We start from the raw sequence: 25,259 nt of genomic DNA, 5'->3' as shown, positions 1-25,259 counted from the left end.
ATGAGCTTCGTCAGCGTACAGAAACTGCACAAAAGCTACGCCGGCAGCCCGGTGTTCCATGACATCGACTGCCAGATCGAACGCGGCGAGTTCGTCACCCTGCTCGGCCCTTCCGGTTGCGGCAAGTCGACTTTGCTGCGCTGCATCGCCGGGCTGACCCCGGTGGACAGCGGCCGCATCCTGCTCGACGGCCAGGACCTGGTGCCGCTCAGCCCGCAGAAACGCGGCATCGGCATGGTGTTCCAGAGCTATGCGCTGTTCCCCAACATGACCGTGGAGCAGAACGTCGCCTTCGGCCTGCGCATGCAGAAGACCCAGGCCGACGAGAGCCTGGTGCGGGTGCGCGAGGCCCTGGAACTGGTGGAGCTTTCCAGCTTCGCCGGGCGCTACCCGCACCAGCTGTCGGGCGGGCAATGCCAGCGCGTGGCCCTGGCGCGCTCACTGGTGACCCGCCCGCGCCTGCTGCTGCTCGACGAGCCGCTGTCGGCCCTGGATGCACGCATCCGCAAGCACTTGCGCGAACAGATCCGCGCCATCCAGCGCGAGCTGGGCCTGACCACCATCTTCGTCACCCATGACCAGGAGGAAGCGCTGACGATGTCTGACCGCATCTTCCTGATGAACCAAGGGCGCATCGTCCAGAGCGGCGATGCCGAAACCCTCTATACCGCGCCCGTGGACCTGTTCGCCGCAGGCTTCATCGGTAACTACAACCTGCTCGAGCCGGACACCGCCAGCCGCCTGCTGCAGCGCCCCGTGGCCAGTCGCCTGGCGATTCGCCCGGAAGCCATCAGCTTGCGCCTGGAAGGTGAGCTCGACGCCCAGGTACGCAGCCACAGCCTGCTGGGCAACGTCATCCGCTACCGGGTAGAGGTGCGTGGCGTGGAGCTGGTGGTGGACGTGCTCAATCGCTCGTCGGCCGACCTGCACGCCGACGGGCAGCGGGTATCCTTGTCGATCGACCCCACGGCGCTACGAGAAGTGGCCTAGGAGAACAACGCAATGGCATTGGCAATTTTCGATCTGGACGAAACCCTCATCCACGGCGACTGCGCCTCGTTGTGGAGCAAGCAGATGGCCCAGCTGGGCTGGGTGGACGGCAAGGCGTTCCTGCGTCGCGACCAGGAGCTGATGGAGGCCTACGGCAAGGGCCACCTGAAGATGGAGGAGTACATGACCTTCAGCCTGGAACCGATCGCCGGGCGCACCCTCGAGGAGGTGGAGCACCTGGTCGAGCCCTGGGTCGAGGATGTGATCGAGCCGATCATCTATGGCGACGCCTGCCGCTGCATCGCCGAGCACCGCAAGCGCGGTGACCGGATCCTGATCATCTCCGCCTCGGGTACCCACCTGGTTGGGCCGATCGCTGCGCGCCTGGGGGTGGACGAATACCTGGCGATCGAGCTGGAGGCGGTGAACGGGGTGTATACCGGCAAGACCCATGGGGTGCTGACCTACCGCGAGGGCAAGATCACCCGCTTGCTGGAGTGGCTGGACCAGGAGCAGGAAAACCTGGAAGGGGCGAGTTTCTATTCCGACTCGCGCAATGACCTGCCGTTGCTGCTGAAGGTGGACCACCCCCATGTGGTCAACCCGGACCCGGTGCTGCGTGAGCATGCCGAGGTCAATGGGTGGCCGATTCTGAGCTGGAGCTGAGATCCCTTTTCGCGGCACAAGGCCTCTCCTACACAGGATCGCGTTGCCCTGACGGGATCGCGTCGCCCTGTAGGAGCGGCCTCGTGCCGCGAAAGGGCTGCAAAGCAGCCCCAGCGATCTCAAGCCAAACCAGGATCGATCACCAGCACCAGCTTGCCCGACACCTGGTTGCTCGCCAGCTCCGCATACGCCGCTTCGGCAAACGCCACCGGGTACGTGTCCACCAACTGCGGCGACAGCCGCCCTTCGCCGAACAACGGCCACACCTGCTGCACCAGCTCGCGCAGCAGCTCGCCCTTGAATTCATCGCTGCGATTACGCAAGGTCGAGCCGGTGACCTGCGCCCGCTTGGCCAGCACCTGCGCCAGGTCCAGCTCGACCTTGCGCCCGCCCATCAGGCCGATGATCACCCAGCGCCCGTCGCGGGCCAGCAATTCGAGGTTCATTTGCCCATAGCTGGCGCCCACTGGGTCGAGGATCACATCGAACGGCCCGAACGCCTTCAGCTCGTCCAGGTTCTCGTTGCGCACCACGCCACCGGCGGCCCCCAGCGCCTGACAGTAGGCCAGGCGATCCTGCGAGCCGACGCTGACCCACACCGGGTTGCCGAATGCCTTGCACAGCTGGATCGCCGCCGAGCCGACGCCACTGGCGCCTGCGTGCACCAGCACCTTCTCGCCGGCCTTCACCGCGCCCAGCTGGAAGATGTTCAGCCAGGCCGTGGCATACACCTCGGGCAGCGCCGCCGCCTCGTGCAGGCTCAAGCCCTCGGGCACCGGCAGCACGTGGCGGGCATCGACCACCACTTCCTCGGCCATGGCGCCACTGGCCAACAGCGCGCAGACCCGGTCGCCCACGCGCCAGTCGGCCCCGGCGCCGACTTCCTCGACCACCCCTGCGCACTCCAGGCCCATGTAGGGGCTCGCGCCGGGCGGCGGCGGGTACAGGCCTTTCATCTGCAGCAGGTCGGCGCGGTTGAGTCCCGCTGCGGCCACCCGAATACGCACCTGGCCTGCGTCACAGGTCGGGCGCTCGGCTTCGACCCAGGCCACATGTCCGTCAACGCCTTGCAATGCCTTCACAGTGCCTCCATAGTTGAGTCATGACTGAGCCCGGGATCGCCATGTCCCGGGCTTTTTGCAGTATGCGTCCGGCTCTTGTGGAACCGGCGAACGGAAAAGACGGCCTACTATGCGTGATCAATTGCCTTTACGTCGAATCAGCATGAAGCATTTCCTGCCCAGCACTGCCCTCGCCCTCCTGATCGGCCTCGGCAGCCTCACGCTCGGTGGCAATGCGGCGGCCGCCAACAAGTGGGACAGCCTGCAGCCTGACCGTGACGAGATCGTCGCCAGCCTGAACGTAGTGGAGCTGCTCAAGCGCCACCACTACAGCAAGCCGCCGCTGGACGATGCCCGTTCGATCATCATCTACGACAGCTACATCAAGCTGCTCGACCCTTCGCGCAGCTACTTCACCGCCGCCGACATCGCCCAGTTCGACAAGTGGAAGACCCAGTTCGACGACTTCCTCAAGAGCGGCAACCTCGAACCCGGCTTCACCATCTACAAGCGCTACCTGGACCGCGTGAAGTCGCGCCTGGACTTCGCCCTGGCCGAGCTGGCCAAGGGCGTCGACAAGATGGACTTCACCACCAAGGAAACCTTGCTGGTCGACCGCGAGGATGCGCCCTGGATGAAGAACGAGGCCGAGCTCGACGACCTGTGGCGCAAGCGCGTCAAGGACGAAGTGCTGCGCCAGAAGCTCGCCGGCAAGGATCCCAAGCAGATCCAGGAAACCCTGACCAAGCGCTACAAGAACCAGCTGTCGCGCCTGGACCAAACCCGTGCCGAGGATATCTTCCAGGCTTACATCAACACCTTCGCTCAGTCCTACGACCCGCACACCAACTACCTGTCGCCGGACAACGCGGAAAACTTCGACATCAACATGAGCCTGTCGCTCGAAGGCATCGGCGCGGTGCTGCAGAGCGACAACGACCAGGTCAAGATCGTGCGCCTGGTGCCGGCCGGCCCTGCGGCCAAGACCAAGCAGGTGGCACCGGCCGACAAGATCATCGGCGTGGCCCAGGGCGACAAGGAAATGGTCGACGTGGTCGGCTGGCGCCTGGACGAAGTGGTCAAGCTGATCCGCGGCCCGAAAGGCTCGGTGGTCCGCCTGGAAATCATCCCGGCCAGCAACGCGCCTAACGACCAGACCAGCAAGGTGGTATCGATCACACGCGAAGCGGTCAAGCTCGAGGAGCAGGCTGCCAAGAAGTCGGTGCTCAAGCTCAAGCAGGATGGGCGCGACTACAAGCTGGGCATCATCGAGATCCCGGCCTTCTACCTGGACTTCAAGGCCTACCGCGCGGGCGACCCTGACTACAAGAGCACCACGCGCGACGTGAAGAAACTGCTCACCGAGCTGCAGAAGGAAAAGGTCGACGGCGTGGTCATCGACTTGCGCAACAATGGCGGCGGCTCCCTGCAGGAAGCCACCGAGCTGACCAGCCTGTTCATCGAGAAAGGCCCGACGGTGCTGGTGCGCAACAGCGATGGCCGCGTCGACGTGCTCGAGGACGAGAACCCCGGCGCCTTCTACAAGGGCCCATTGGCGCTGCTGGTCAACCGCCTCTCGGCCTCGGCCTCGGAGATCTTCGCCGGCGCCATGCAGGACTACCACCGCGCGTTGATCATCGGCGGCCAGACCTTCGGCAAAGGCACCGTGCAGACCATCCAGCCGCTCAACCATGGCGAGCTGAAGCTGACCCTGGCCAAGTTCTACCGGGTTTCCGGGCAGAGCACCCAACACCAGGGCGTGCTGCCGGACATCGACTACCCATCGATCATCGACACCAAGGAAATCGGCGAAAGCGCCCTGCCCGAGGCCATGCCGTGGGATACCATCCGCCCGGTGGTGCGCCCTGCGGTCGACCCGTTCAAGCCCTTCCTGAGCGAACTCAAGGCCCGTCATGACGCACGCAGCGCCAAGGACCCGGAATTCGCCTACATCCGTGACCGCCTGGCCCTGACCCAGAAGCTGATGAACGAGAAGACCGTCAGCCTCAACGAGCAGGAACGCCGCGCACGCCACGATGAAATCGAGGCCAAGCAACTGGCGCTGGAGAACGTTCGTCGCAAGGCCAAGGGCGAGGAGCCGCTCAAGGAACTGAAGAAAGAAGACGAGGATGCCCTGCCGATCGAGGACGAGGACACCAAGCCTGAGGACGACGCCTACCTGGCCGAGACCGGGCGCATCCTGCTCGACTACCTGAGCTTGAACGCACAGGTGGCCAAGCACTGAGGTCACTGCGGTGGCAAAAAGGGGCGGACATTTTCATGTCCGCCCCTTTTTTATGTGGGATGTTCTACCCAGTGGGCCGTTGCGCCCTATCGCCGGCAAGCCGGCTCCCACAGGGATCGCGCTTCACTGGAGCGGCCTGGAGGGAGCAACTGCCCGGCCCACTCTCTGGCAAACCATTTCCCGGCGGTGTCGCTGAAAACAGCGCAGGAAAGGTGGGAGCCGGCTTGCCGGCGATAGGCTGCGAAGCAGCCCGGGTTCAGGCCTGTTCCGGATAGCTGTACTCGAACACCCGCACCACTTCCGAGGCATGCCAGGATGCCGCCTCGAGCCCATCGACCGGCCCCGAGAACCGCCCCAGGCGCTCGACGCACTCGAAGAAGCCGGTACGCGGCAAGCGGCTGGCGCCTTGGCTGATCACCAGCGAGCTGCGCAGCGGCTGCTCGGCCCGGGCGTCGAGCACGGCCAGGTATTCCAGGGCAGCGGTAAGGGTCTGCATCGCCGGGCTGGGCAATTGCAGACGTTCGATCAACGCGCGGTAGGTCAGCAGGTGGCGTTGGCGACGGGCCAGATCGAGCTCGTTCAACAGGTTGTCCCAATGCTGGCGGCTGATCCTGACCTGGCTCATGACGGCTCGCTCCAGCCAGCGATGCCCAAGTGCCAGGCCAGACTGCGCAGGATCGCCGCATCCGGCTGGCGCTCCCCGGCCTCGATCATTGCCAGGTAGGCCGGGCTGATGCCGACATTGCGCGCCAACTGCTCGGGCGCCAGGCCCTTGGCCTGGCGCAGTCGTGTCAATTCACTCAATGCCACCAAGGTCGGGGCCTCGGCGGCGACTGCAGGTTCGTTCGTTGGTGCCTCGGCAGGCGCCTGCCCCGCGGCCTTGAGCAGTGCCTGGTACTGTTCCCACGGAACCACGGCATACTCGGGCTGACCGTCCCGGCTGATGACCTGAATACCCATACAACCCCCTTACGTAGGATTACTGCATGTAATCCGTAGGCATAATCCTTATGCCAATTATATGTCCAAGCGCGGGCGTATGCGCGGCCGAGGCGATTTCAGGGCGCTCCGCGCTCCAGGCGCAGGGCTTCGGGGGTGTCCGGCAGGCGTTCGACCACCCGCAGGCGCTCGGGTGCCTGGCTGTCGCGCCAGGCCTTGAAGCGGTTCAATTCATCGCCCACGGCCTTGAGTACCCAGCCCAATACGGCGATGTCATCGAGGAAGCCAACCCCCAGCAGCCAGTCGGGAATAGCATCCAGGGGGCTGACGAAATACAGCAGGCCCGCCACCACCGTGACCAGCGCCTTGGGGCTGATGGCGCGGTATTCGCCACGCCACCACGCCAGGCACAGGCCTTGGAGCAAACGGACGTCTTCCCGCAGTTGGCCAAGCTTGGGGCCTTTGCGGGCCACGGCGAACAGCAAGGCCGGCAGCCGACCGCGGCTGAGCAGGCGCTCGGCCAGAGGCAGGAAGCGGGCGAAATTCCAGGGTGCGCTCATGGGGCCTCCATATCGGCAGGGAAGGTTATCCACATTTATTGTGGATAACCTTGTGAACAGGGAGCAGTTTCCGACGCGAGGTGCCCACTGGGCAAGGGTCTGGCTCAGATCGGGCGTTTTTTACACAGCTGTTTCAGAACCGCAAACGTTTTGCGTCGGTGGGCTGCCCTTTCTTCGACACCTCGGGGTTTATGGGGTTCGTTCAGAACAAAAGGGGCCGCTTCGCGCCCCATCGCGGCACAAGGCCGCTCCTACAGGGGGCGTGCGGGTGGCACGGCTGGTGTAGGAGCGGCCTTGTGCCGCGATGGGGCGCAAAGCGGCCCCTTTGTTTGGATCTGACGCGGTATTACTTGGCAGGCTCTTCAGCCGCTGGCGCTTCGGCTTCCGGCGCCTCGCCCTGGGCGTTGGCCGGGTCCTTGATGCCCAGCAGCTCCAGGTCGAAGACCAGTACCGAGTTCGCCGGAATCAGCGGGCTCGGGCTCTGGGCACCGTAGGCCAGGTCAGCCGGGATGTACAGCTTGTACTTCTCGCCAACGTGCATCAGTTGCAGGCCTTCGACCCAACCCGGGATCACGCCGCTGACCGGCAGGTCGATCGGGCTGCCACGTTCGACGGAGCTGTCGAACACCTTGCCATCGATCAGCTTGCCTTCGTAGTGGACAGTGACCACGTCGGTCGGCTTGGGCTGCGGGCCGTCGGCCTTCTTGACCACTTCGTACTGCAGGCCCGAGGCGGTGGTGACGACGCCTGGCTTCTTGCCGTTCTCTTCGAGGAATTTCTTGCCGGCGCTGGCCGCTTCCTCGCTGGCCTTGGCCAGACGCTCTTCGGCGCGCTTCTGCAGGTCGGTGAAGGCCGCTACCAGGTCTTCGTCCTTGATGCGCTGCTCTTTCTTGGCAACCGCATCCTCGATACCGAGGGCCACCGCTTTGGAATCTAGGTCTTCCATGCCTTCCTGAGCCAGGCTCTTGCCCATGTTCAGGCCGATACCGTAGGAGGCTTTCTGTGCCGGAGTCTTCAGCTCGACGCTGCTGGTCTGAGCGTCGCAGCCCGCGAGGACCAAACCAACCAGGGCAACCGCAGCCGCCAAACGATGCTGTTTCATGCTAGTTCCTTGTTCATGCGCCATAAGGGCAATCAGGTAAAGCCGCGAGCTTAGCAGGCGGCCATGACCAATGGCTACCGGCATGAGAGCCAGGAAAGTCCGATAAGTTCACGGATATTTCCCCGTAGCTGCAGCGAACCATCCTGCCCGGCTGCTTGCAACTTCACCGCACACGCTTCAAGCGCACGCCGCAAGCTCCACCGCATCGCCGCAAAGGCGCACCGGCCACACGCGCAAGGCCTGCGCCGTGTCCTCCAGGCAGTGCCCGTCGTGCAGGCTGAAATGCTGCTTGTACAGCGGTGCCGCGACCACCAAGTGCCCTTGCAGGCTGCCGACCAGGCCCCGGCCGATGATGTTGGCACCGGAGCGCGGGTCACGGTTGTCGAGGGCGTACAAGGGCTGGGCCTGGTCGGGCAGGTAGAACAGCGCCACCTGTTCGCCCTCATGCCAGACCACCACGCCGGAGTCGGCGACCAGGTCCTGGAGCCGACAGACCGTTTGCCAGCCGGGTTGCGTTGCGACAGCAGCGTTGGACGTTTTCATCAGATAGCCTCCTGGGCGGTGGGAATCAAATGCAAGGGTGCGGCGGGCCGGCGCTGCTCGCGCTCACGAACGAAGTGCACGTCCGGGTCGGGGCGCTGGTCATTGACGAAGGTGCGAAAGCGCTTGAGCTTTTCCGGGTCCTTGAGGGCGTTGGCCCATTCGCATTCGTAGCGCTCGACCACATGCTGCATCTGCGCCTCCAGCTCGCTGGCCAGGCCCAGGCTGTCGTCGATGATCACCTGCTTGAGGTAGTCCAGCCCGCCTTCCAGGCTCTCGCGCCAGACCGAGGTGCGCTGCAGCTTGTCGGCGGTGCGGATGTAGAACATCAGCACCCGGTCGATCAGGCGCACCAGGGTTTCGTCGTCGAGGTCGGTGGCGAACAGCTCGGCATGGCGCGGGCGCATGCCACCGTTGCCGCAGATGTACAGGTTCCAACCCTTGTCGGTGGCGATCACGCCGATGTCCTTGCTCTGCGCCTCGGCGCATTCACGGGTACAGCCGGAGACCGCGAACTTGAGCTTGTGCGGCGAACGCAGGCCCTTGTAGCGGTCTTCCAGGCGCAGGGCCATGGCGACGCTGTCCTGCACGCCGTAGCGGCACCAGGTGCTGCCCACGCAGGACTTCACCGTGCGGGTCGACTTGCCGTAGGCGTGCCCGGTCTCGAACCCGGCCTCGATCAGCTCGCCCCAGATCAAGGGCAGCTCGTGCAGCTGAGCGCCGAACAGGTCGATGCGCTGGCCGCCGGTGATCTTGGTGTAGAGGTCGTACTTCTTCGCCACCTGGCCGATCACGATCAGCTTGTCGGGTGTGATCTCGCCGCCGGGAATGCGCGGCACCACCGAGTAGGTGCCGTTCTTCTGCATATTGGCCATGAAGGTGTCGTTGGTGTCCTGCAGCGGCACCAGGGACGGGTCCATGATCGGCTGGTTCCAGCACGATGCGAGGATCGAGCCCACGGTGGGCTTGCAGATGTCGCAACCGACCTGGCCCTTGCCGTGGCGCGCGAGCAGGTCGGCGAAAGTACGGATGCCTTCGACCCGGACCAGCGCGTAGAGCTCCTGGCGGGTATAGGCGAAGTGTTCGCAGAGGCTCTTGTCCACGGCCACGCCACGGGCGCTCAGCGCATGCTCGAAGACCTGCTTGAGCAGCGCCGCGCAGCCACCGCAACCGCTGGCGGCCTTGGTGCAGCCCTTGACCGCGGCGAGGTCGGCGCAGCCGCTGTCGATCGCCGCGCAGACCGCGCCCTTGCTGACGTTGTGGCAGGAGCAGATGGTCGCGCTGTCGGGCAGTGCATCGGCGCCCAGGGCCGGAGCCCCGCTACCTTGCGGCAGGATCAGCACCGCCGGGTCGGCCGGCAGGGCGATGCCGTTCTGCACGTACTGCAGCAGGGTGTCGTAATAGCTGTTGTCGCCCACCAGCACCGCGCCCAGCACACGCTTGCCGCTGGCATCCACCACCAGCCGGCGATAGGCCGCGTTGGCCTCGTCGATGAAGCGATAGCTGCGCGCGCCGGGGGTGGCACCGTGGGCATCGCCGATAGAGCCGACATCCACACCCAGCAGCTTGAGCTTGGTGGACATGTCGGCGCCGGTGAAGGCCTGGGCAGGCTCGCCTGCCAACAGCGCCGCCAGGTTGCGGGCCATGCCGTAGCCTGGCGCCACCAGGCCGAACACGCTGCCGTTCCACGACGCGCATTCGCCGATGGCGAAGATGCGTGGGTCGCTGCTGCGGCAATCGCCGTCGATCACCACGCCACCCCGGGCGGCGACAGCCAGGCCGCAGGCGCGGGCCAGGGCATCCTGGGGGCGGATTCCGGCAGAGAATACGATCAGGTCGGTTTCCAGGTGCTCGCCACCGTCGAAGTTCATGCGGTAGCGGTAGGCCTCGCCAGCACTGATCGACTGGGTGGCCCGGGACAGGTGCACGCCCACGCCCAGCGCCTCGATCTGCGCGCACAGGGCAGCACCGCCCTCGCCATCGAGCTGCACCGGCATCAGCCGTGGCGCGAACTCCACCACATGGGCTTCCAGGCCCAGGGCCTTCAGGGCATTGGCCGCCTCCAGGCCGAGCAGGCCGCCACCGACCACCACGCCACGGCGGGCGTTGCCGGCTGCCGCGCGGATGGCGTCGAGGTCGTCCAGGGTGCGATAGACCAGGCGCGCGGTGCCGCTGGAGCCTTCGATCGGCGGCACGAAGGGGTAGGAACCGGTGGCGAGGATCAACTGGTCGTAGCCGTAGCGCCCTTCGGCGGTGAACACCTCGCAACGTTCGCGGTCGATGCCCAGCACGGCCTCGCCCAGGTGCAAGTGCACGCCGTGGCGGTCGTAGAAGTCCCGCTCGCACATCGCCAGAGCCTCGGCATCGCTACCCCCGAAATAGTCGGAGAGGTGCACACGGTCGTAGGCGCGCTGGCGTTCCTCGCCGAACACGCGCAGCTCGAAACGCGCCAGGGCGCCGCGCTCGATCAGTTGTTCGACGCAGTGGTGGCCGACCATGCCATTGCCGACGATGACCAGTCGCTCTCGTTGCCCGCTGTTCGCTGTTGCCTTCATAGCCGATCCTCGCGAAAAAAAAGGCGCCTGGAGCCGAAGCTCCAGGCGCCTTTGCCTGTTCTCATCAGTAATGGGCCCCAGGGCTGGTCGCCGTTGATCAGCGGGGCATGTTGTCAGTTCGTTCAAAGCAGGGAGTGTGCCAACTCACCATTAGGCGTTGCCCCCTTTCTGTAGGAGCGGGCTTGTCCCTCGATCTAGGGCCAAGCCCTTGCCAGACGACGGTGATATCGGGCCCGGCCTAATCGCGGGACAAAGCCCGCTCCTACAAAGATCACGCCACACACAGGGGTAAAAGGCTCCAATCCGGTGCACGCCTGTACATCCTGGGGCGCTCAGTACACATCGCGCCGGTAGCGGCCAGCCTTGTTCAAGGCGTCCACGTAGGCCTGGGCCGCCTCGCTCCCCATACCGCCGTGCTCGGCGATGACCTGGTGCAAGGCGGCCTCGACATCCTTGGCCATGCGCAGGGCGTCGCCGCACACGTAGAAGTAGGCGCCCTCCTCCAACCAGCGCCACAGCTGCGCCCCCTGCTCCAGCATGCGCTGCTGGACATAGACCTTGCGCACCTGGTCGCGGGAGAACGCCGTACTCAGTTGCAGGTGGCCGCTGGCCTGCCAGGCCAGCAACTGGTCGCGGTAATAGAAATCGCAGGCTTCGTGCTGTTCGCCGAAGAACAGCCAGTTGCGCCCACTCGCCCCCCGCGCCTGGCGCTCTTCGAGAAATGCCCGGAACGGCGCGATGCCCGTGCCGGGGCCGACCATGATCACCGGCGTACAGTCGTCGTCGGGCAAGCGGAAATGTTTCGTCACCTGGGGGAAGATCGCCACCTCGTACCCCTCGGCGCGGTCGGCGAGGAAGGTCGAGCACACGCCCTTGCGCGTGCCGTAGCGCACCGTGGAGACCGTCAGGTGAACCTGACCGGGATGCACGGTGGGGCTCGAGCTGATCGAGTACAACCGAGGCTGCAAGGGCCTGAGCAGGTCCAGCCACTGCGCCAGTGACAACGCCTGCGGGAACTCGCGCAACACATCGGCCAGTTGCCGCCCCCACAGCCAGCTTCTCAGATCGGCCTTGCGTTCGGGCAGCAGCATGCCACGTAGGTCGCTGCTCGCCTGGCTGAAGACCTCCAGCTGGCGGGACGTGATCCGGGTGATGTCCAGGTGCCGCTCCAGGGCCACGGCCAAGGGCATGGAGGCGTTGCCCTTGAGCTCGACCGAGGCCTGGCCGTCCAGCTTCATCAAGCCGAGCAACTCCTCGACCAGCGTCGGGCAGTTGCGAGGCCAGACACCCAGGGCATCGCCGGCTTGGTAGGCGAAGCCACTGTCGCCCAGTTCGAATACCAGCTGGCGGGTTTCCTTGCTGGCGCCCGGGCCATTGAGCAGGCGATTTTCCACCAGCTTGGCCGACAATGGACGCTGTTTGTCGAACACCTCGCTGGAAACACTGCCGCGCAATACCGCCGCCGGGGCCGCGCCCAACGCCGGCAGCAGCGCCTCGAGCCAGGCGGTGAAGGCGTCGTCGAAGTCAGGTTCGCAATCGACCCGGGGCAATAACCGATGGGCACCCAACGCGGCCAGACGCGCATCGAGCTTGCGGCCAAAGCCGCAGAACTGGTCGTAGCTCGAATCACCCAAGGCCAGCACCGCATAGGGCAGCTCGGCGCAGTGGCTGCCCTCCTCCCCTAGCAACGCCTGCCAGAAGTCGGCCCCGCTGGCGGGGGCTTCGCCGTCGCCGAAGGTGCTGGCGATCAGCATCACGCTGGCAGCACCTTGCAATTGGCGCGGGCTGACCGCTTCCATGCAGCTGACCTCTACTGCCAACCCCGCTTCGCGCAGGCAGTGGCCACAGCGCTCGGCCAGGGCCTGGCCGTTGCCGGTCTGCGAGGCCCAGAGTACGCGGTGCAGAGGATCATCGGACGGTGTTTCGGCAGCAGTTGCCGGGCTCAACTCGAGCACATCGATACGCGCCCCGCCGACCCGCTCCACGGCCACGGCGCACTGTTTATAAGCCGGTTGCAAAGAAGTCGGGTCGACAGCGTCGCAGGTCAGCGCGTTGATCGCCAACTGCTCGCCATGCACATCACTCCAGTGGAAGGGGGCGAAGCAGCTGCCCACCTGCACCCGGTCGCTGACCCGCGTCGGCAGCACGGCCTGGCCGCGACGGGAGCGAATGGCCACCTGGTCGCGCTCGGCGATCCCCAGGCGTGCCGCGTCCTCGGGGTGCAGCTCGATGAAGGGGCCCGGGTCGAGCTTGTTCAGGCTGGGAACCTTGCCGGTCTTGGTCAGGGTATGCCACTGGTGCTGCACACGCCCGGTATTGAGCACCAGCGGGAAGTCGCTATCGGGCTGCTCGGCCGGCGGCAGCCAGGGACGTGCCAAAAAGCGAGCCTTGCCGCTGGGGGTGGGGAAGGCCAATACAGGCCGTGCGGCGGCGGCGCTGGCGTCGACGTAGCGCAGCGGGCTGCGGTCATCGTCGCGGCCCGGGGCACAGGGCCATTGGCGCGGGCGCTGGCGCAGCTCGGAGTAGCCAATACCGCGCAGGTCGTAGCCGGTTCGTGGATTCCAGAAGCGGCGGATCTCATCGAATACGGCTTCGGCGTCGGGGTAGTCGAAGCCTTGCGCATATCCCATGGCACAGGCGATGCGCGCAATGATTTGCCAGTCGGGCAGGCTCTGGCCGGGCGGCTCGACCGCCTTGGGCATCAGCGTCAGGTTGCGCTCACTGTTGACCATCACCCCCTCGCCTTCGGCCCAAAGGGCGGCGGGTAACAGGATGTCGGCGTAGCGGTTGGTCTCGGTATCGAGGAACGCATCCTGGGTGATCACCAATTCCGCCCGGCCCAGGCCGTCGATGACCTGCTGGCGGTTGGCGACGCTGGCCACCGGGTTGCTGCAGATGATCCAGCAGGCCTTTATCCGGCCGGCTTTCATCTGTTCGAACAATGCCACGGTGCCTGCCTCGCTCTCGTTGCGCAGTCTGCCCGGGGCGAGCCCCCAGTGCTGTTCGACGAAGGCACGGTCAGCGGCGACCTGTGTCGAACGCTGGCCAGGCAACCCGGGCCCCATGTAGCCCATTTCGCGCCCGCCCATGGCATTGGGTTGGCCGGTCAACGAGAACGGGCCGCTGCCCAGGCGGCAAATGGCGCCGGTGGCCAGGTGCAGGTTGCACAGGGCATTGCTGTGCCAAGTGCCGTGGATGCTCTGGTTCAGGCCCATGGTCCAGCAGCTCATCCAGTTGCCGGCTCGGCCGATCCAGTCCGCGGCCTGGTGAATGTCGGCCTCGGCGAGGCCGGTAATGGCAGCGACCCGCTGCGGGGTGTAAGCCTCGAGGAAAGCGGGCATCGCCTCCCAGCCTTCGGTGTGACGGGCGATGAAGTCGGCGTCGGTATGGCCATTGCGGTGCAACAGGTGCAGCAGGCCGTTGAGCAGGGCCAGGTCGGTACCCGGGCGCACCTGCAGGAACAGGTCGGCCTTATCGGCGGTGGCACTGCGCCGGGGGTCGACGACGATCAGCCTGGCGCCGGCCTTGAGCCGGTCGAGCAGGCGCAGGAAGAGGATCGGATGGCAATCGGCCATGTTCGCGCCGATCACCAGGAACACCTCGGCGTGCTCGAAATCCTGGTAGCTGCCCGGTGGCCCGTCGGCGCCCAGGGACTGCTTGTAGCCGCTGCTGGCGCTGGCCATGCACAGGCGCGAATTGGACTCGATGTGCCGCGTGCCGATGAAGCCCTTGGCCAGCTTGTTGGCCAGGTACTGCGCCTCCAGCGACATCTGCCCGGACACATAGAGCGCCACCGCGTCCGGGCCGTGGGTGTCGATGATCCCACGCAGACGGTCGGCGGCCTGTTCGATGGCGCTGTCCAGAGTGCCCTGCACGGGCTCATGACCGCGCTGCCGGCGCATGAACGCGTGGGTCATGCGCCCGGCGGCGGTCAGTGGCAGATGAGCGGTCAGGCCCTTGGTGCAGAGGCGACCGAAGTTGCTCGGGTGCTGCTTGTCACCGCTGACCTTGGTGACCTTGCCGTCCGTCACGGTCATGACGATGCCGCACCCTACCCCGCAATACGGACACACACTGCGCACTTCGCTGCTGCTCATCGGTCGATCTCCTGGCCGCATGAACGAAAAAAGGCGCCGGCCGCCCCGCCCTGCAGAAGCAGGAGGAGCAGCACGGCGCCTTTGTCGTGGGGGCCATCGGCATTGATGGCCTGGATGCAAGAGCATCAGCAAGTACTGGGCCAACTGCAGACATCGGCCCCCCCACAGGGACTTCAGTGTCCTTGAGGAACAGAAACAGTGTGGGAGCGAACTTGCCCCGAGATTGGGCCGGCACAGAAATGGCACTGAACCATTGGGTTCGCACCAATCGGTGGCACTGACGACCTCAACAAGCAGCAGAAACAAATAAAGCGACCCTAGGGTCGCTTTATTTGTGGCTTCCGGGTGTTCAGTGGGCCCTGGAAGCTGGAATATGGCGCAGCGGACGGGACTCGAACCCGCGACCCCCGGCGTGACAGGCCGGTATTCTAACCGACTGAACTACCGCTGCGCTAAACATCGAGAAGTGGTGGGTGATGACGGGATCGAACCGCCGACCCTCTGCTTGTAAGGCAGATGCTCTCCCGGCTGAGCTAATCACCCAACGTCTCGGTGTGGCGCGCATTCTACGGAGGACCTGCCACCCTGGCAAGCACTTTTTTAAAAAAATTTTTCAGGCCTTTCAAAGACCTAGCGCAACAGCGCTTTTCTCCTGAATTAAGTCACTGGTGGCGCTCTGACAGGGTTGGCCTGCGACCACCCCTCGGAGAATAATGCCCGCCTTATGCATTAAGGAGAGATTCCCCCTCATGTGGTTCAAGAACCTGCTGACCTACCGCCTGACCCAGGACGTCCCGTTCGAGCCCGAGGCATTGGAAGCCGCCCTGGCCAGCAAGCCAGCCCGACCCTGCGCCAGCCAGGAGCTGACCACCTATGGTTTCGTCGCCCCGTTCGGCAAGGGCGAGGATGCTCCCTTGGTGCACGTCAGCGGTGACTTCCTGCTGATCGCTGCACGCAAGGAGGAACGCATCCTGCCCAGCAGCGTGGTCAACGACGCCGTCAAGGAAAAGGTCGAGGAGATCGAGACCGAGCAGATGCGCAAGGTCTATAAAAAGGAACGCGACCAGATCAAGGACGAGATCATCCAGGCATTCCTGCCCCGCGCCTTCATCCGCCGTTCGATGATCTTCGCCGCCATCGCCCCGCGCCTGGGCTTGATCCTGGTCAACTCGGCCAGCGCCAAGCGTGCCGAGGACCTGTTGTCGACCCTGCGTGAAGTGATGGGCTCGCTGCCGGTGCGCCCGGTCACGGTCAAGACCGCCCCGAGCGCGACCATGACCGACTGGGTCAAGACCCAGGAGCCGGCTGCCGACTTCTTCGTCCTGGATGAGTGCGAGCTGCGCGACACCCATGAAGACGGCGGCATCGTGCGCTGCAAGCGCCAGGACCTGGCCAGCGAAGAGATCCAGCTGCACCTGGGCACTGGCAAGGTGGTCACCCAGCTGGCCCTGGCCTGGCAGGACAAGCTGTCGTTCGTGCTGGATGACAAGACGGTGATCAAGCGCCTGAAGTTCGAAGAGCTGCTGCAGGAGCAGGCCGAGCAGGACGGCGGCGAGGAAGCCCAGCAGCAGTTCGACGCCAGCTTCACCCTGATGATGATGACCTTCACCGAATTCCTGCCGGCGCTGTTCGAGGCGCTGGGGGGCGAGGAGATTCCGCAGGGGGTCTGAGATACCAGTCGCCTCACCGGCCCTATCGCGGGACAAGTCGGACCGCCGCACCGCCGCTCCCACAGGTATCCGCTCTACCCGAAATGGACAGGCCTTGTGGGAGCGGGCTTGTCCCGCGATTGCGTGGGCTCGGATAACGCTTACACGCTTGCCGACTCACAGCAAAATGTGCAGTATAGTGCGCACTGTGAGGACGGCCTCACGACGCAACGCGTGACCATTCCGGGGACGGCCCCATCCTTAGCAACGATGGAGACTCATCATGTCCTGGATCATCCTGTTCTTCGCCGGCCTGTTCGAAGTGGGCTGGGCCGTAGGCCTCAAGTACACCGACGGTTTCACCCGCCCCCTGCCCACTGCCTTGACCATCGCCGCCATGGCTGTGAGCCTGGGCCTGCTGGGCCTGGCCATGAAGGAACTGCCACTGGGTACCGCCTATGCGGTCTGGACTGGCGTCGGCGCCGTGGGCACCGTGATCGCCGGGATCATCCTGTTCGGCGAATCCATGGCGTTCATGCGCCTGGCCAGCGTCGCGCTGATCGTGGCCGGCCTGGTCGGCCTGAAGGTCAGCACCAGCTGACCTTTCTTCCTTCCCTTCTCAACGCACGTCGCCGCGCAGGGCGCAGACCTTCTCGCGCAGCGCCTCGGGCTGCGCCGCGTCCACCGGGACGGCGGCGCCAGCCACCAGGGTCACCCGTGACCACAGGCGCTTGAAGAACCCCTTGTTCGGGTCGCGACTGAAGAAACTGCCCCAAAGCCCCTGCAACGCCAGCGGAATCACCGGTACCGGGGTTTCCTGCAGGATGCGGCTCACCCCACCCTTGAACACATCGATTTCTCCATCGGCACTGAGCTTACCTTCGGGGAAGATGCACACCAGCTCGCCATCGGCCAGGTACTGGGCGATACGGGCGAAAGCGCGTTCGTAGGTGGCTTCGTCCTCGCCACGCCCGGCGATGGGGATGGCCCCGGCGGTGCGGAAGACGAAGTTGAGCACCGGCAGGTTGTAGATCTTGTAGTACATGACGAAGCGTATCGGCCGGCGAATGGCACCACCGATCAGCAGCGCATCGACGAACGACACGTGGTTGCACACCAGCAACGCCGCGCCTTGGTCGGGGATACGCTCGAGGTCCCGGTGCTCCACGCGGTACATGGAGTGGCTGAGCAGCCAGATCATGAAACGCATGGTGAACTCGGGCACGATGCGGAAGATGTAGGCGTTGACCGCGATATTGAGCAGCGACACCACCAGGAACAGCTGCGGGATGCTCAGTTCGGCCAGGCTCAACAGGACGATGGTGGCGATGGCCGAAACCACCATGAACAAGGCATTGAGGATGTTGTTGGCCGCGATCACCCGGGCCCGCTGATCTTCAGGGGTGCGCGCCTGGATCAAGGCATACAGCGGCACGATGTAGAAGCCGCCGAACACGCCCAGGCCGACGATCGACAGCAGGATCCACCAGGCCTGGCCCATGCCCAGCAGCGCCAGCCAGTCATGGGGCACGGCGCCCACCGGCACATCGCCGGAGTGCCACCACCAGAGCAGGCCGAACAGCGTCAGGCCGAAGGAGCCGAACGGCACCAGGCCGATTTCCACCTTGCGCCCGCTCAGGCGTTCGCACAACAGCGAACCCAGGGCGATGCCCACCGAGAACAGGGTCAGCACCAGGGTCACCACGGTTTCGTCGCCGTGCAGCCAGTCTTTGGCATAGGCCGGGATCTGGGTCAGGTAGATAGCGCCGACGAACCAGAACCAGGAGTTGCCGACGATCGAGCGGGACACCGCCGGGGTCTGCCCAAGGCCCAGGCGCAGGGTGGCCCAGGATTGCTTGAGGATGTTCCAGTCCAGTTTCATCTGCGGCGCGGCCGCGGCAGCCCGAGGGATCCAGCGGCTGGCCAGGTAGCCGAGTACCGCGGTCGCCACCACACCGGTAGCGACCACCGTGGCGTAGTGCGTGGAGGACATCATCACCCCGGCACCGATGGTCCCGGCCAGGATCGCCAGGAAAGTGCCCATCTCCACCAGGCCATTGCCGCCGACCAGTTCCTCCTCGTGCAACGCCTGGGGCAGGATCGAGTACTTCACCGGGCCGAACAGCGCCGAGTGGGTGCCCATGGCGAACAAAGCCAGCAGCATCAGCGGCAGGTGGCCGGTGACGAAGCCCGTGGCGCCGATGGCCATGATGACGATCTCGGCCAGCTTGATCACCCGGATCAGCGCATCCTTGGCGAACTTTTCGCCGAACTGCCCGGCCAGCGCCGAGAACAGGAAGAACGGCAGGATGAACAACAGCGCACAGAGGTTGACCCAGATCGAGCGGTCGCCTTCCAGGCTCAGCTTGTAGAGGATCGCCAGGATCAGCGACTGCTTGAACAGGTTATCGTTGAAGGCGCCCAGCGACTGGGTGATGAAGAACGGCAAGAAGCGCCGCTTGCCGAGCAGGGTGAATTGCGAGGGGTGGCTCATCGTCCGTGTACCTGGTTGGGCGTTTTCAATTGGAGGCACGCACAGCGCGGGAAGCCACAAATCTGCATGGGAATGGGCCTGGCTGGCAACCCGTAACTGTTTCGGCATGAGGCAGCCCCGCGTCCATGGGTGTTCAAGGGATACCACGACATTGTTCACGCACGCTCCTATGCTTGGACTCCGGCACCACCCCGACCACAAGGATGTCCGATGCTCGCCGCCCTCAAACGCTACCCCCGCTCCGTGCGCCTGCTGCTGGCGACCGCGGCCGTCCTGACCTTCGCCCGGGCAATCACCCTGCCCTATCTGGTGGTGTACATGGCAGATACCTTCCAATTGGCGGTCGGCCCCATCGGCCTGCTGGTCGGCAGCGCCGTGATCCTCGCCTCTCTGCTGAGCCTGTACGGCGGCCACCTGGTCGATACCGTGCGCAACCATACCCTGTTGCTAGGCGCCATCTCGGTATTCGCCCTGGCCTTCGTCGGGGCGATCGCCAGCCGCTCGGCCGCGCTGTTCTTCTTCTGCCTGGTGGTGATCAACCTGGCCCTGGCGGTGGTCGACATCGCCGTGAAGTCGGGCTTCTGCGCCTTGCTGCCGGTGGCCGAGCGTGCCGAGGTGTTCGCCATCAAATACACCTTGAACAATATCGCCTACGCGGTCGGCCCCCTGCTTGGGGTGGCCCTGTTCGAACAAGGTGCCTACCTGCCCTTCCTGGTTTCCGCACTGATCGGCCTGGGCATGGGCGGGCTCTATCACGGCTTGGGCGACCGGCGCCTGCAGGTCGGTGAGAACGCCCAGCACAACGCCGGGTTCACCGAGGTCGCCCTGCGTCTGGTCAGTGATCGCCGGTTGATCTGCTTCACTGTGGGCGGGATGCTGAGCGCCGTGGTGTTCGGCCAGTTCGGCGCCTACCTGTCCCAGTACCTGGTGGTGACCACCAATGCCAAGGAGGCGGCGCGGCTGGTGGGCTACCTGATCACTACCAACGCCGTCACGGTGATCGGGCTCCAGTACCTGATCGGCCGACGCATCGACCGCCAGCGCCTGATGCCGTGGCTGCTGGCCGGCATGGCGCTGTTCATCCTCGGCTTGCTGGGGTTTTCCGTGGCCGGCTCCGCCCTGGCCTGGTGCCTGGCGATGGTGGTGTTCACCCTCGGCGAGATCATCGTGATCCCCGCCGAATACATGTTCATCGACCTGATCGCGCCGGAGCATCTGCGAGGGGTCTATTATGGCGCGCAGAACCTGTCCAACCTGGGGGCGGGATTGGGGCCGGCGATCGTCGGCTTTGCCCTGGGGCAGTGGGTGCCAGCGGCGACCTTCTACCTGCTGGTGATGTCGGTGATACTGGCGGGGGTGTTCTATTGGCTGGGCACACGCAGGCCTTGAGATTGCCGGTGCGGGCCGATACGGGCGTGCGACGTCCTGCCACTGCGACCATTGTCGGCGCTGACGAACCCCAGTGGCCGTGCCAGACTGATTGATCGGGACCGCGTTTTCTTTTTTGCTCCGGAGTTTGCATGTCGTTGTCCAGCGGGCTGATCGCCGTGGTCGCCCTGGCCTATATGGCCATCATGTTCGCCATCGCCTTCTACGGCGACCGCCGCAGCACGCCGCTGCCGCCGCGCCTGCGCGCGTGGGTCTACAGCCTGTCGCTGGCCGTGTACTGCACCAGCTGGACCTTCTTCGGCGCGGTCGGCCAGGCCGCCGAACAGCTGTGGGCGTTCCTGCCGATCTACCTGGGGCCGGTGCTGTTGCTGGTCTTCGCACCCTGGGTGGTGCAGAAGATGGTGCTGATCAGCAAGCAGGAGAACATCACCTCGATCGCTGACTTCATCGCCGCCCGCTACGGCAAGTCGCAATCCCTGGCGGTGGTGGTGGCGCTGATTTGCCTGGTCGGGGTTTTGCCGTACATCGCCTTGCAGCTCAAGGGCATCGTACTGGGCGTCAACCTGCTGATCGGCGCCAACGCCGACGCCACAGGCACCCGGGTGCAGGACACCGCGCTGGTCGTCTCGCTGGTGCTGGCCCTGTTCGCCATCGTCTTCGGCACCCGCAGCCTGGACGTCACCGAGCACCACCGTGGCATGGTCCTGGCAATCGCCTTCGAATCATTGGTCAAGCTACTGGCTTTTCTCGCCGTGGGCGCCTTCGTGGTGTTCAACCTGTACGATGGCTTCGACGACCTGTTCAACCAGGCGCGCCACTCGGTGCACCTGGAAAGCTACTGGCAGGAGACGGTCAACTGGCCGTCGATGGTGGTGCAGACCGCCGTGGCGATGATGGCGATCATCTGCCTGCCGCGCCAGTTCCACGTGACTGTGGTAGAGAACATCGAACCCCAGGACATGCGCCTGGCACGCTGGGTATTCCCGCTGTACCTGGCGCTGGCCGCCCTGTTCGTGGTACCGATCGCCCTGGCCGGGCAGATGCTGTTGCCCGGCACGGTGATTTCCGACTCCTTCGTGATCAGCCTGCCCCTGGCCGAGGCCCACCCGAGCCTGGCGTTGCTGGCCTTCATCGGCGGCGCCTCGGCAGCCACCGGCATGGTCATCGTCGAGGCGGTGGCGCTGTCGACCATGGTCTCCAACGACATGCTGCTGCCCTGGCTGCTGCGGCGCAACAACGCCGAGCGCCCGTTCGAGGCGTTCCGTCACTGGATGCTTTCGGTACGACGGGTGACCATCGTGGTCATCCTGCTGCTCGCCTATGTCAGCTATCGCCTGCTTGGCTCCACCGCGAGTCTGGCGACCATCGGCCAGATCGCCTTCGCCGCCGTCACCCAGCTGACCCCGGCGATGCTCGGCGCGCTCTACTGGAAGCAGGCCAACCGCCGCGGCGTGTTCGCGGGCCTGGCAGCGGGGATCTTCCTGTGGTTCTACACCCTGGTGCTGCCCATTGCTGCCCGTAGCCTGGGCTGGTCGCTGCAACTGTTCCCGGGGCTGGCCTGGCTGCATGGCAACCCGCTGGACCTGCCCATCACGCCGCTGACCCAAGGGGTGGTGCTGTCGCTGGCGGGCAACTTCATCCTCTTCGCCTGGGTCTCGATCCTTTCTCGCACGCGGGTATCGGAGCACTGGCAGGCCGGCCGCTTCATCGGCCAGCAGAGCAGCGCCCGGCCCAGCAGCCGCTCGCTGCTGGCCGTGCAGATCGACGACCTGCTCAAGCTGGCCGCGCGCTTCGTCGGTGAAGAGCGCGCGCGGCAGAGCTTCATCCGCTTCGCCTATCGCCAGGGCAAGGGCTTCAACCCCAACCAGAACGCCGACGGCGACTGGATCGAACACACCGAGCGCCTGCTCGCCGGCGTGCTCGGCACCTCCTCGACCCGCGCGGTGGTCAAGGCGGCCATCGAAGGCCGCGAAATGCAGCTCGAAGACGTGGTACGCATCGCCGACGAAGCCAGCGAGGTGCTGCAGTTCAACCGTGCCTTGCTGCAGGGAGCTATCGAGAACATCAACCAGGGTATCAGCGTGGTGGACCAGAACCTGCACCTGGTGGCCTGGAACCGTCGCTACCTGGAACTGTTCAACTACCCCGACGGGCTGATCAGCGTCGGCCGACCGATCGCCGACATCATCCGCTACAACGCCGAACGTGGCCTGTGCGGCCCCGGTGAAGCCCAGGTCCATGTGGCCCGGCGCCTGCACTGGATGCGCCAAGGCCGCGCGCACACCTCCGAACGCTTGTTCCCCAATGGCCGGGTCATCGAGCTGATCGGCAACCCCATGCCCGGTGGTGGGTTCGTCATGAGCTTCACCGACATCACCCCGTTCCGCGAGGCCGAACAGGCACTCAAGGATGCCAATGAGGGGCTGGAACAGCGGGTCGCCGAGCGCACCCACGAGTTGTCCCAGCTCAACCAGGCGCTGTCGGAGGCCAAGAGCCAGGCCGAGGCCGTCAGCCAATCCAAGACCCGTTTCCTGGCGGCGGTCAGCCATGATCTGATGCAGCCGCTCAATGCCGCGCGGCTGTTCTCCGCCGCGCTGGCGCAACAGGACGAGGGCATGACCGACGAGGCCCGGCAACTGGTGCAGCATATGGACAGTTCGCTGCGCTCCGCCGAGGAGCTGATCAGCGATCTGCTGGATATCTCGCGCCTGGAGAACGGCAAGGTCACCCCCGACCCGAAACCGTTCGCCCTCAACGAGCTGTTCGATACCCTGGGCACCGAGTTCAGGGTGCTGGCCGCGGAAAAGGGTCTGGAATTCCGCCTGCGCGGCAGCCGGTTGCGGGTCGACAGCGACATGAAGCTGCTGCGCCGGGTGCTGCAGAACTTCCTGACCAACGCCCTGCGCTATGGCAAGAGCCCGATCCTGCTGGGCGTACGCCGCCAGGGCGAGCGCCTGTGGCTGGAGGTGTGGGACCGCGGCCCGGGCATCGCCGACGACAAGCTGCAGGTGATCTTCCAGGAGTTCAAGCGCCTGGACAGCCACCAAACCCGTGCCGAGAAAGGCCTGGGCCTGGGCCTGGCCATCGCCGACGGCCTGTGCCGGGTACTCGGCCATCCGCTGGAGGTGCGGTCCTGGCCCGGCAAGGGCAGCGTGTTTCGCGTCAGCGTGCCGATCGCCCGCAGTGCCGTCGCCCCGGCCAAGGCGCCGGTGGAACAGGCCAGCCAACCACTGGCCGGGCTGCAGGTGCTGTGCGTCGACAACGAAGACAGCATTCTTGTGGGCATGAACAGCCTGCTCGGCCGCTGGGGCTGCCGGGTCTGGACCGCGCGCAACCGCGAGGAATGCGAGGCGCTGCTGGGCAAGGGCATGCGCCCGCACCTGGCGCTGGTGGACTACCACCTGGACGACGGCGAGACCGGTACAGGCCTGATGGCCTGGCTACGCACCCGCCTGGGCGAGCCGGTGCCTGGCGTGGTGATCAGTGCCGACGGGCGCAACGAGACCATCGCGCTGGTCCATGCCGCCGGCCTCGACTACCTGGCAAAACCCGTCAAGCCGGCGGCCCTGCGGGCTCTGCTCAATCGCCATCTGAGCCTGGTTCAGTAAGCGCTTCGTCGGCCATCACCCCATCGGCAAGGGCCCGCTCGAGCAAGTCGCCCGGCAGGCTCTTGCTGGCCCGGGCACCCAGCAGCTTGAGCTGCTCGCTGCGGCTGACCAGGTTGCCGCGCCCTTCGCAGAGCTTGTTGCGCGCTGCGGCATAGGCCTTGTCCACCTGCTGCAGGCGGCTGCCCAGTTCGTCCAGGTCCTGGATGAACAGCACGAACTTGTCGTACAGCCACCCGGCGCGCTCAGCGATTTCCCGGGCGTTCTGGCTTTGGCGCTCCTGCTTCCACAGGCTGTCGATGACCCGCAAGGTGGCCAGCAAGGTGGTGGGGCTGACGATCACGATCTGCCGGTCGAAGGCCTCCTGGAACAGGTTCGGCTCGGCCTGCAGGGCGGCGGAGAACGCCGCTTCGATAGGCACGAAGAGCAGAACGAAATCCAGGCTGTGCAGGCCATCGAGGCGGTTGTAATCCTTGCTGGACAAGCCTTTGACATGGCTGCGCAGCGACTGCACGTGCTGCTTGAGGGCCGCCTGGGCGCTCTCGGTGTTGGGGTCGCCGACAAATTGCTGGTAGGCGGTCAGACTGACCTTGGCATCGACCACCACCTGCTTGTCGCCTGGCAGCATGATCAGTACGTCGGGCTGGTAGCGCTCGCCGTCGGCGCTCTTGAGGCTGACCTGGGTCTGGTACTCGCGGCCCTTTTCCAGGCCCGCATGCTCCAGCACCCGCTCCAGAATCAGCTCGCCCCAGTTGCCCTGGGTCTTCTGGCCCTTGAGTGCCTGGGTCAGGTTGGTGGCCTCGTCGGACAGGCGCAGGTTCAACTGCTGCAGGCGCTCGAGCTCCTTGCCCAGGGAGAAGCGTTCACGGGCTTCCTGCTGGTAGCTTTCCTCCACCCGTTTTTCGAAGGCCTGGATGCGCTCCTTGAGCGGGTCGAGCAACTGGCCCAGGTGCTGCTGGCTGGTCTGGGCGAAGCGCTGTTCGCGTTCATCGAAGATCTTGGTGGCCATTTCGGCGAACTGGGCACGCAAGGTGTCGCGGGCTTGCTGCAGGTCTTCGAGGCGTTGCTGGTGGCTTTCCTGCTGTTCGCGCAGCTCGGCTTCCAGGCGGGCGGCCTGGGCTTCCAGGCGGCGCAGTTCGGCCTCGCGGTTGGCCCGCTCCAGCTGCCAGGCGTGGGCGGCATCGCGAGCGTTGTCACGGTCGATCTGCAACAGTTCCAGTTCGCGGGCCTGGGCCGCCAGCGTGGTTTGCTTGACCACATTGGCTTCGCTCAGGTCGCTGATTTCGTCGCGGCTGGCGTCCAGCTGCGCCTGCAGGCCTTCCTGGGCGAGCTGGGCACTGCCAAGGCGCTCTTCGAGCAGCGCCAGT

General features: G+C 65.3%; 17 protein-coding genes and 2 tRNA genes. 7 read left to right on the top strand and 12 right to left on the bottom strand.

The genetic code is table 11. The annotated features are described in order from the left end of the window. Positions 1 to 990 (top strand): ABC transporter ATP-binding protein, encoded by a 990-nt coding sequence (locus tag ACXHGZ_RS04790; protein ID WP_324818195.1) that lies wholly within the window; start codon positions 1 to 3, stop codon positions 988 to 990. Positions 991 to 1,002: 12 nt separating this feature from the next. Beyond that, on the top strand, positions 1,003 to 1,656 hold the full coding sequence (locus ACXHGZ_RS04785; RefSeq protein ID WP_480462667.1) for an HAD family hydrolase: 654 nt from the start codon (positions 1,003 to 1,005) through the stop codon (positions 1,654 to 1,656). A gap of 119 nt (positions 1,657 to 1,775) precedes the next feature. On the opposite strand, the gene ACXHGZ_RS04780 is transcribed toward ACXHGZ_RS04785, so the two are convergent. Beyond that, positions 1,776 to 2,738, bottom strand: coding sequence for an NAD(P)H-quinone oxidoreductase (locus tag ACXHGZ_RS04780; RefSeq protein WP_224458259.1), 963 nt, complete (start codon positions 2,736 to 2,738; stop codon positions 1,776 to 1,778). 142 nt (positions 2,739 to 2,880) lie between these two features. Here ACXHGZ_RS04780 and ACXHGZ_RS04775 point away from each other — a divergent pair, with 142 nt between their 5' ends. Then, on the top strand, positions 2,881 to 4,962 hold the full coding sequence (locus ACXHGZ_RS04775) for a carboxy terminal-processing peptidase (protein WP_480462665.1): 2,082 nt from the start codon (positions 2,881 to 2,883) through the stop codon (positions 4,960 to 4,962). A gap of 256 nt (positions 4,963 to 5,218) precedes the next feature. On the opposite strand, the gene ACXHGZ_RS04770 is transcribed toward ACXHGZ_RS04775, so the two are convergent. The 9 genes from ACXHGZ_RS04770 to ACXHGZ_RS04730 form a co-directional block, all read right to left on the bottom strand. Continuing rightward, positions 5,219 to 5,587 (bottom strand): hypothetical protein, encoded by a 369-nt coding sequence (locus ACXHGZ_RS04770; RefSeq protein ID WP_084854862.1) that lies wholly within the window; start codon positions 5,585 to 5,587, stop codon positions 5,219 to 5,221. Further along, a complete protein-coding gene (locus tag ACXHGZ_RS04765; RefSeq protein ID WP_480462663.1) occupies positions 5,584 to 5,922 on the bottom strand; it encodes a helix-turn-helix domain-containing protein in 339 nt (112 codons plus the stop codon). Before ACXHGZ_RS04765 ends, ACXHGZ_RS04770 begins: the two co-directional genes overlap by 4 nt. A gap of 98 nt (positions 5,923 to 6,020) precedes the next feature. Beyond that, the gene (locus ACXHGZ_RS04760) at positions 6,021 to 6,461 is read right to left on the bottom strand and encodes a YkvA family protein (protein WP_480462661.1); all 441 of its coding nucleotides are present in this window, start codon (positions 6,459 to 6,461) and stop codon (positions 6,021 to 6,023) included. Between the two features lie 346 nt (positions 6,462 to 6,807). Then, positions 6,808 to 7,563 carry a BamJ family beta-barrel-assembly machinery protein gene (gene bamJ / locus ACXHGZ_RS04755; RefSeq protein ID WP_084858656.1) on the bottom strand — a complete coding sequence of 252 codons (756 nt, stop codon included), beginning with the start codon at positions 7,561 to 7,563 and terminating at the stop codon, positions 6,808 to 6,810. A gap of 177 nt (positions 7,564 to 7,740) precedes the next feature. Continuing rightward, positions 7,741 to 8,106 (bottom strand): nitrite reductase small subunit NirD, encoded by a 366-nt coding sequence (nirD, locus tag ACXHGZ_RS04750; protein ID WP_480462659.1) that lies wholly within the window; start codon positions 8,104 to 8,106, stop codon positions 7,741 to 7,743. Continuing rightward, complete coding sequence (nirB, locus tag ACXHGZ_RS04745; protein WP_480462657.1) at positions 8,106 to 10,658, bottom strand: nitrite reductase large subunit NirB; 2,553 nt, start codon at positions 10,656 to 10,658, stop codon at positions 8,106 to 8,108. The genes nirD and nirB overlap by 1 nt, the downstream gene beginning before the upstream one ends. Before the next feature lie 332 nt (positions 10,659 to 10,990). Further along, a complete protein-coding gene (locus tag ACXHGZ_RS04740) occupies positions 10,991 to 14,755 on the bottom strand; it encodes a bifunctional nitrate reductase/sulfite reductase flavoprotein subunit alpha (RefSeq protein ID WP_480462656.1) in 3,765 nt (1,254 codons plus the stop codon). Positions 14,756 to 15,129: 374 nt separating this feature from the next. Beyond that, positions 15,130 to 15,206, bottom strand: a tRNA-Asp gene (locus ACXHGZ_RS04735). A gap of 16 nt (positions 15,207 to 15,222) precedes the next feature. Next, positions 15,223 to 15,298 (bottom strand) — tRNA-Val (locus ACXHGZ_RS04730). A gap of 206 nt (positions 15,299 to 15,504) precedes the next feature. Here ACXHGZ_RS04730 and rdgC point away from each other — a divergent pair. Next, positions 15,505 to 16,425, top strand: coding sequence for a recombination-associated protein RdgC (gene rdgC / locus ACXHGZ_RS04725; protein ID WP_084858652.1), 921 nt, complete (start codon positions 15,505 to 15,507; stop codon positions 16,423 to 16,425). A 262-nt stretch (positions 16,426 to 16,687) separates the two neighbouring features. Then, complete coding sequence (gene sugE / locus ACXHGZ_RS04720; RefSeq protein ID WP_480462654.1) at positions 16,688 to 17,005, top strand: quaternary ammonium compound efflux SMR transporter SugE; 318 nt, start codon at positions 16,688 to 16,690, stop codon at positions 17,003 to 17,005. An 18-nt stretch (positions 17,006 to 17,023) separates the two neighbouring features. On the opposite strand, the gene ACXHGZ_RS04715 is transcribed toward sugE, so the two are convergent. Then, positions 17,024 to 18,898 (bottom strand): MFS transporter, encoded by a 1,875-nt coding sequence (locus tag ACXHGZ_RS04715; RefSeq protein ID WP_480462652.1) that lies wholly within the window; start codon positions 18,896 to 18,898, stop codon positions 17,024 to 17,026. 210 nt (positions 18,899 to 19,108) lie between these two features. Here ACXHGZ_RS04715 and ACXHGZ_RS04710 point away from each other — a divergent pair, with 210 nt between their 5' ends. Next, positions 19,109 to 20,287 carry an MFS transporter gene (locus ACXHGZ_RS04710; RefSeq protein WP_480462651.1) on the top strand — a complete coding sequence of 393 codons (1,179 nt, stop codon included), beginning with the start codon at positions 19,109 to 19,111 and terminating at the stop codon, positions 20,285 to 20,287. 131 nt (positions 20,288 to 20,418) lie between these two features. After that, on the top strand, positions 20,419 to 23,895 hold the full coding sequence (locus ACXHGZ_RS04705; RefSeq protein WP_480462649.1) for a hybrid sensor histidine kinase/response regulator: 3,477 nt from the start codon (positions 20,419 to 20,421) through the stop codon (positions 23,893 to 23,895). Here the strand turns inward: ACXHGZ_RS04705 and ACXHGZ_RS04700 are convergent. Beyond that, on the bottom strand, positions 23,867 to 25,252 hold the full coding sequence (locus ACXHGZ_RS04700; protein WP_172403061.1) for a DNA recombination protein RmuC: 1,386 nt from the start codon (positions 25,250 to 25,252) through the stop codon (positions 23,867 to 23,869). The two genes, ACXHGZ_RS04705 and ACXHGZ_RS04700, sit on opposite strands and share 29 nt — an antisense overlap. Positions 25,253 to 25,259 lie beyond the last annotated feature (7 nt).

It is taken from the genome of Pseudomonas shiyinii, assembly GCF_056725765.1.
This window is presented reverse-complemented; position numbering and strand designations above follow the sequence as displayed.

Excerpts from the sequence above, each read along its gene's own strand:
- ACXHGZ_RS04790 (WP_324818195.1), top strand. The coding sequence starts at position 1 with ATGAGCTTCGTCAGCGTACAGAAACTGCACAAAAGCTACGCCGGCAGC.
- ACXHGZ_RS04785 (WP_480462667.1), top strand. The coding sequence starts at position 1,003 with ATGGCATTGGCAATTTTCGATCTGGACGAAACCCTCATCCACGGCGAC.
- ACXHGZ_RS04775 (WP_480462665.1), top strand. The coding sequence starts at position 2,881 with ATGAAGCATTTCCTGCCCAGCACTGCCCTCGCCCTCCTGATCGGCCTC.
- ACXHGZ_RS04770 (WP_084854862.1), bottom strand. The coding sequence starts at position 5,587 with ATGAGCCAGGTCAGGATCAGCCGCCAGCATTGGGACAACCTGTTGAAC.
- ACXHGZ_RS04765 (WP_480462663.1), bottom strand. The coding sequence starts at position 5,922 with ATGGGTATTCAGGTCATCAGCCGGGACGGTCAGCCCGAGTATGCCGTG.
- ACXHGZ_RS04760 (WP_480462661.1), bottom strand. The coding sequence starts at position 6,461 with ATGAGCGCACCCTGGAATTTCGCCCGCTTCCTGCCTCTGGCCGAGCGC.
- bamJ (WP_084858656.1), bottom strand. The coding sequence starts at position 7,563 with ATGAAACAGCATCGTTTGGCGGCTGCGGTTGCCCTGGTTGGTTTGGTC.
- nirD (WP_480462659.1), bottom strand. The coding sequence starts at position 8,106 with ATGAAAACGTCCAACGCTGCTGTCGCAACGCAACCCGGCTGGCAAACG.
- nirB (WP_480462657.1), bottom strand. The coding sequence starts at position 10,658 with ATGAAGGCAACAGCGAACAGCGGGCAACGAGAGCGACTGGTCATCGTC.
- ACXHGZ_RS04740 (WP_480462656.1), bottom strand. The coding sequence starts at position 14,755 with ATGAGCAGCAGCGAAGTGCGCAGTGTGTGTCCGTATTGCGGGGTAGGG.
- rdgC (WP_084858652.1), top strand. The coding sequence starts at position 15,505 with ATGTGGTTCAAGAACCTGCTGACCTACCGCCTGACCCAGGACGTCCCG.
- sugE (WP_480462654.1), top strand. The coding sequence starts at position 16,688 with ATGTCCTGGATCATCCTGTTCTTCGCCGGCCTGTTCGAAGTGGGCTGG.
- ACXHGZ_RS04715 (WP_480462652.1), bottom strand. The coding sequence starts at position 18,898 with ATGAGCCACCCCTCGCAATTCACCCTGCTCGGCAAGCGGCGCTTCTTG.
- ACXHGZ_RS04710 (WP_480462651.1), top strand. The coding sequence starts at position 19,109 with ATGCTCGCCGCCCTCAAACGCTACCCCCGCTCCGTGCGCCTGCTGCTG.
- ACXHGZ_RS04705 (WP_480462649.1), top strand. The coding sequence starts at position 20,419 with ATGTCGTTGTCCAGCGGGCTGATCGCCGTGGTCGCCCTGGCCTATATG.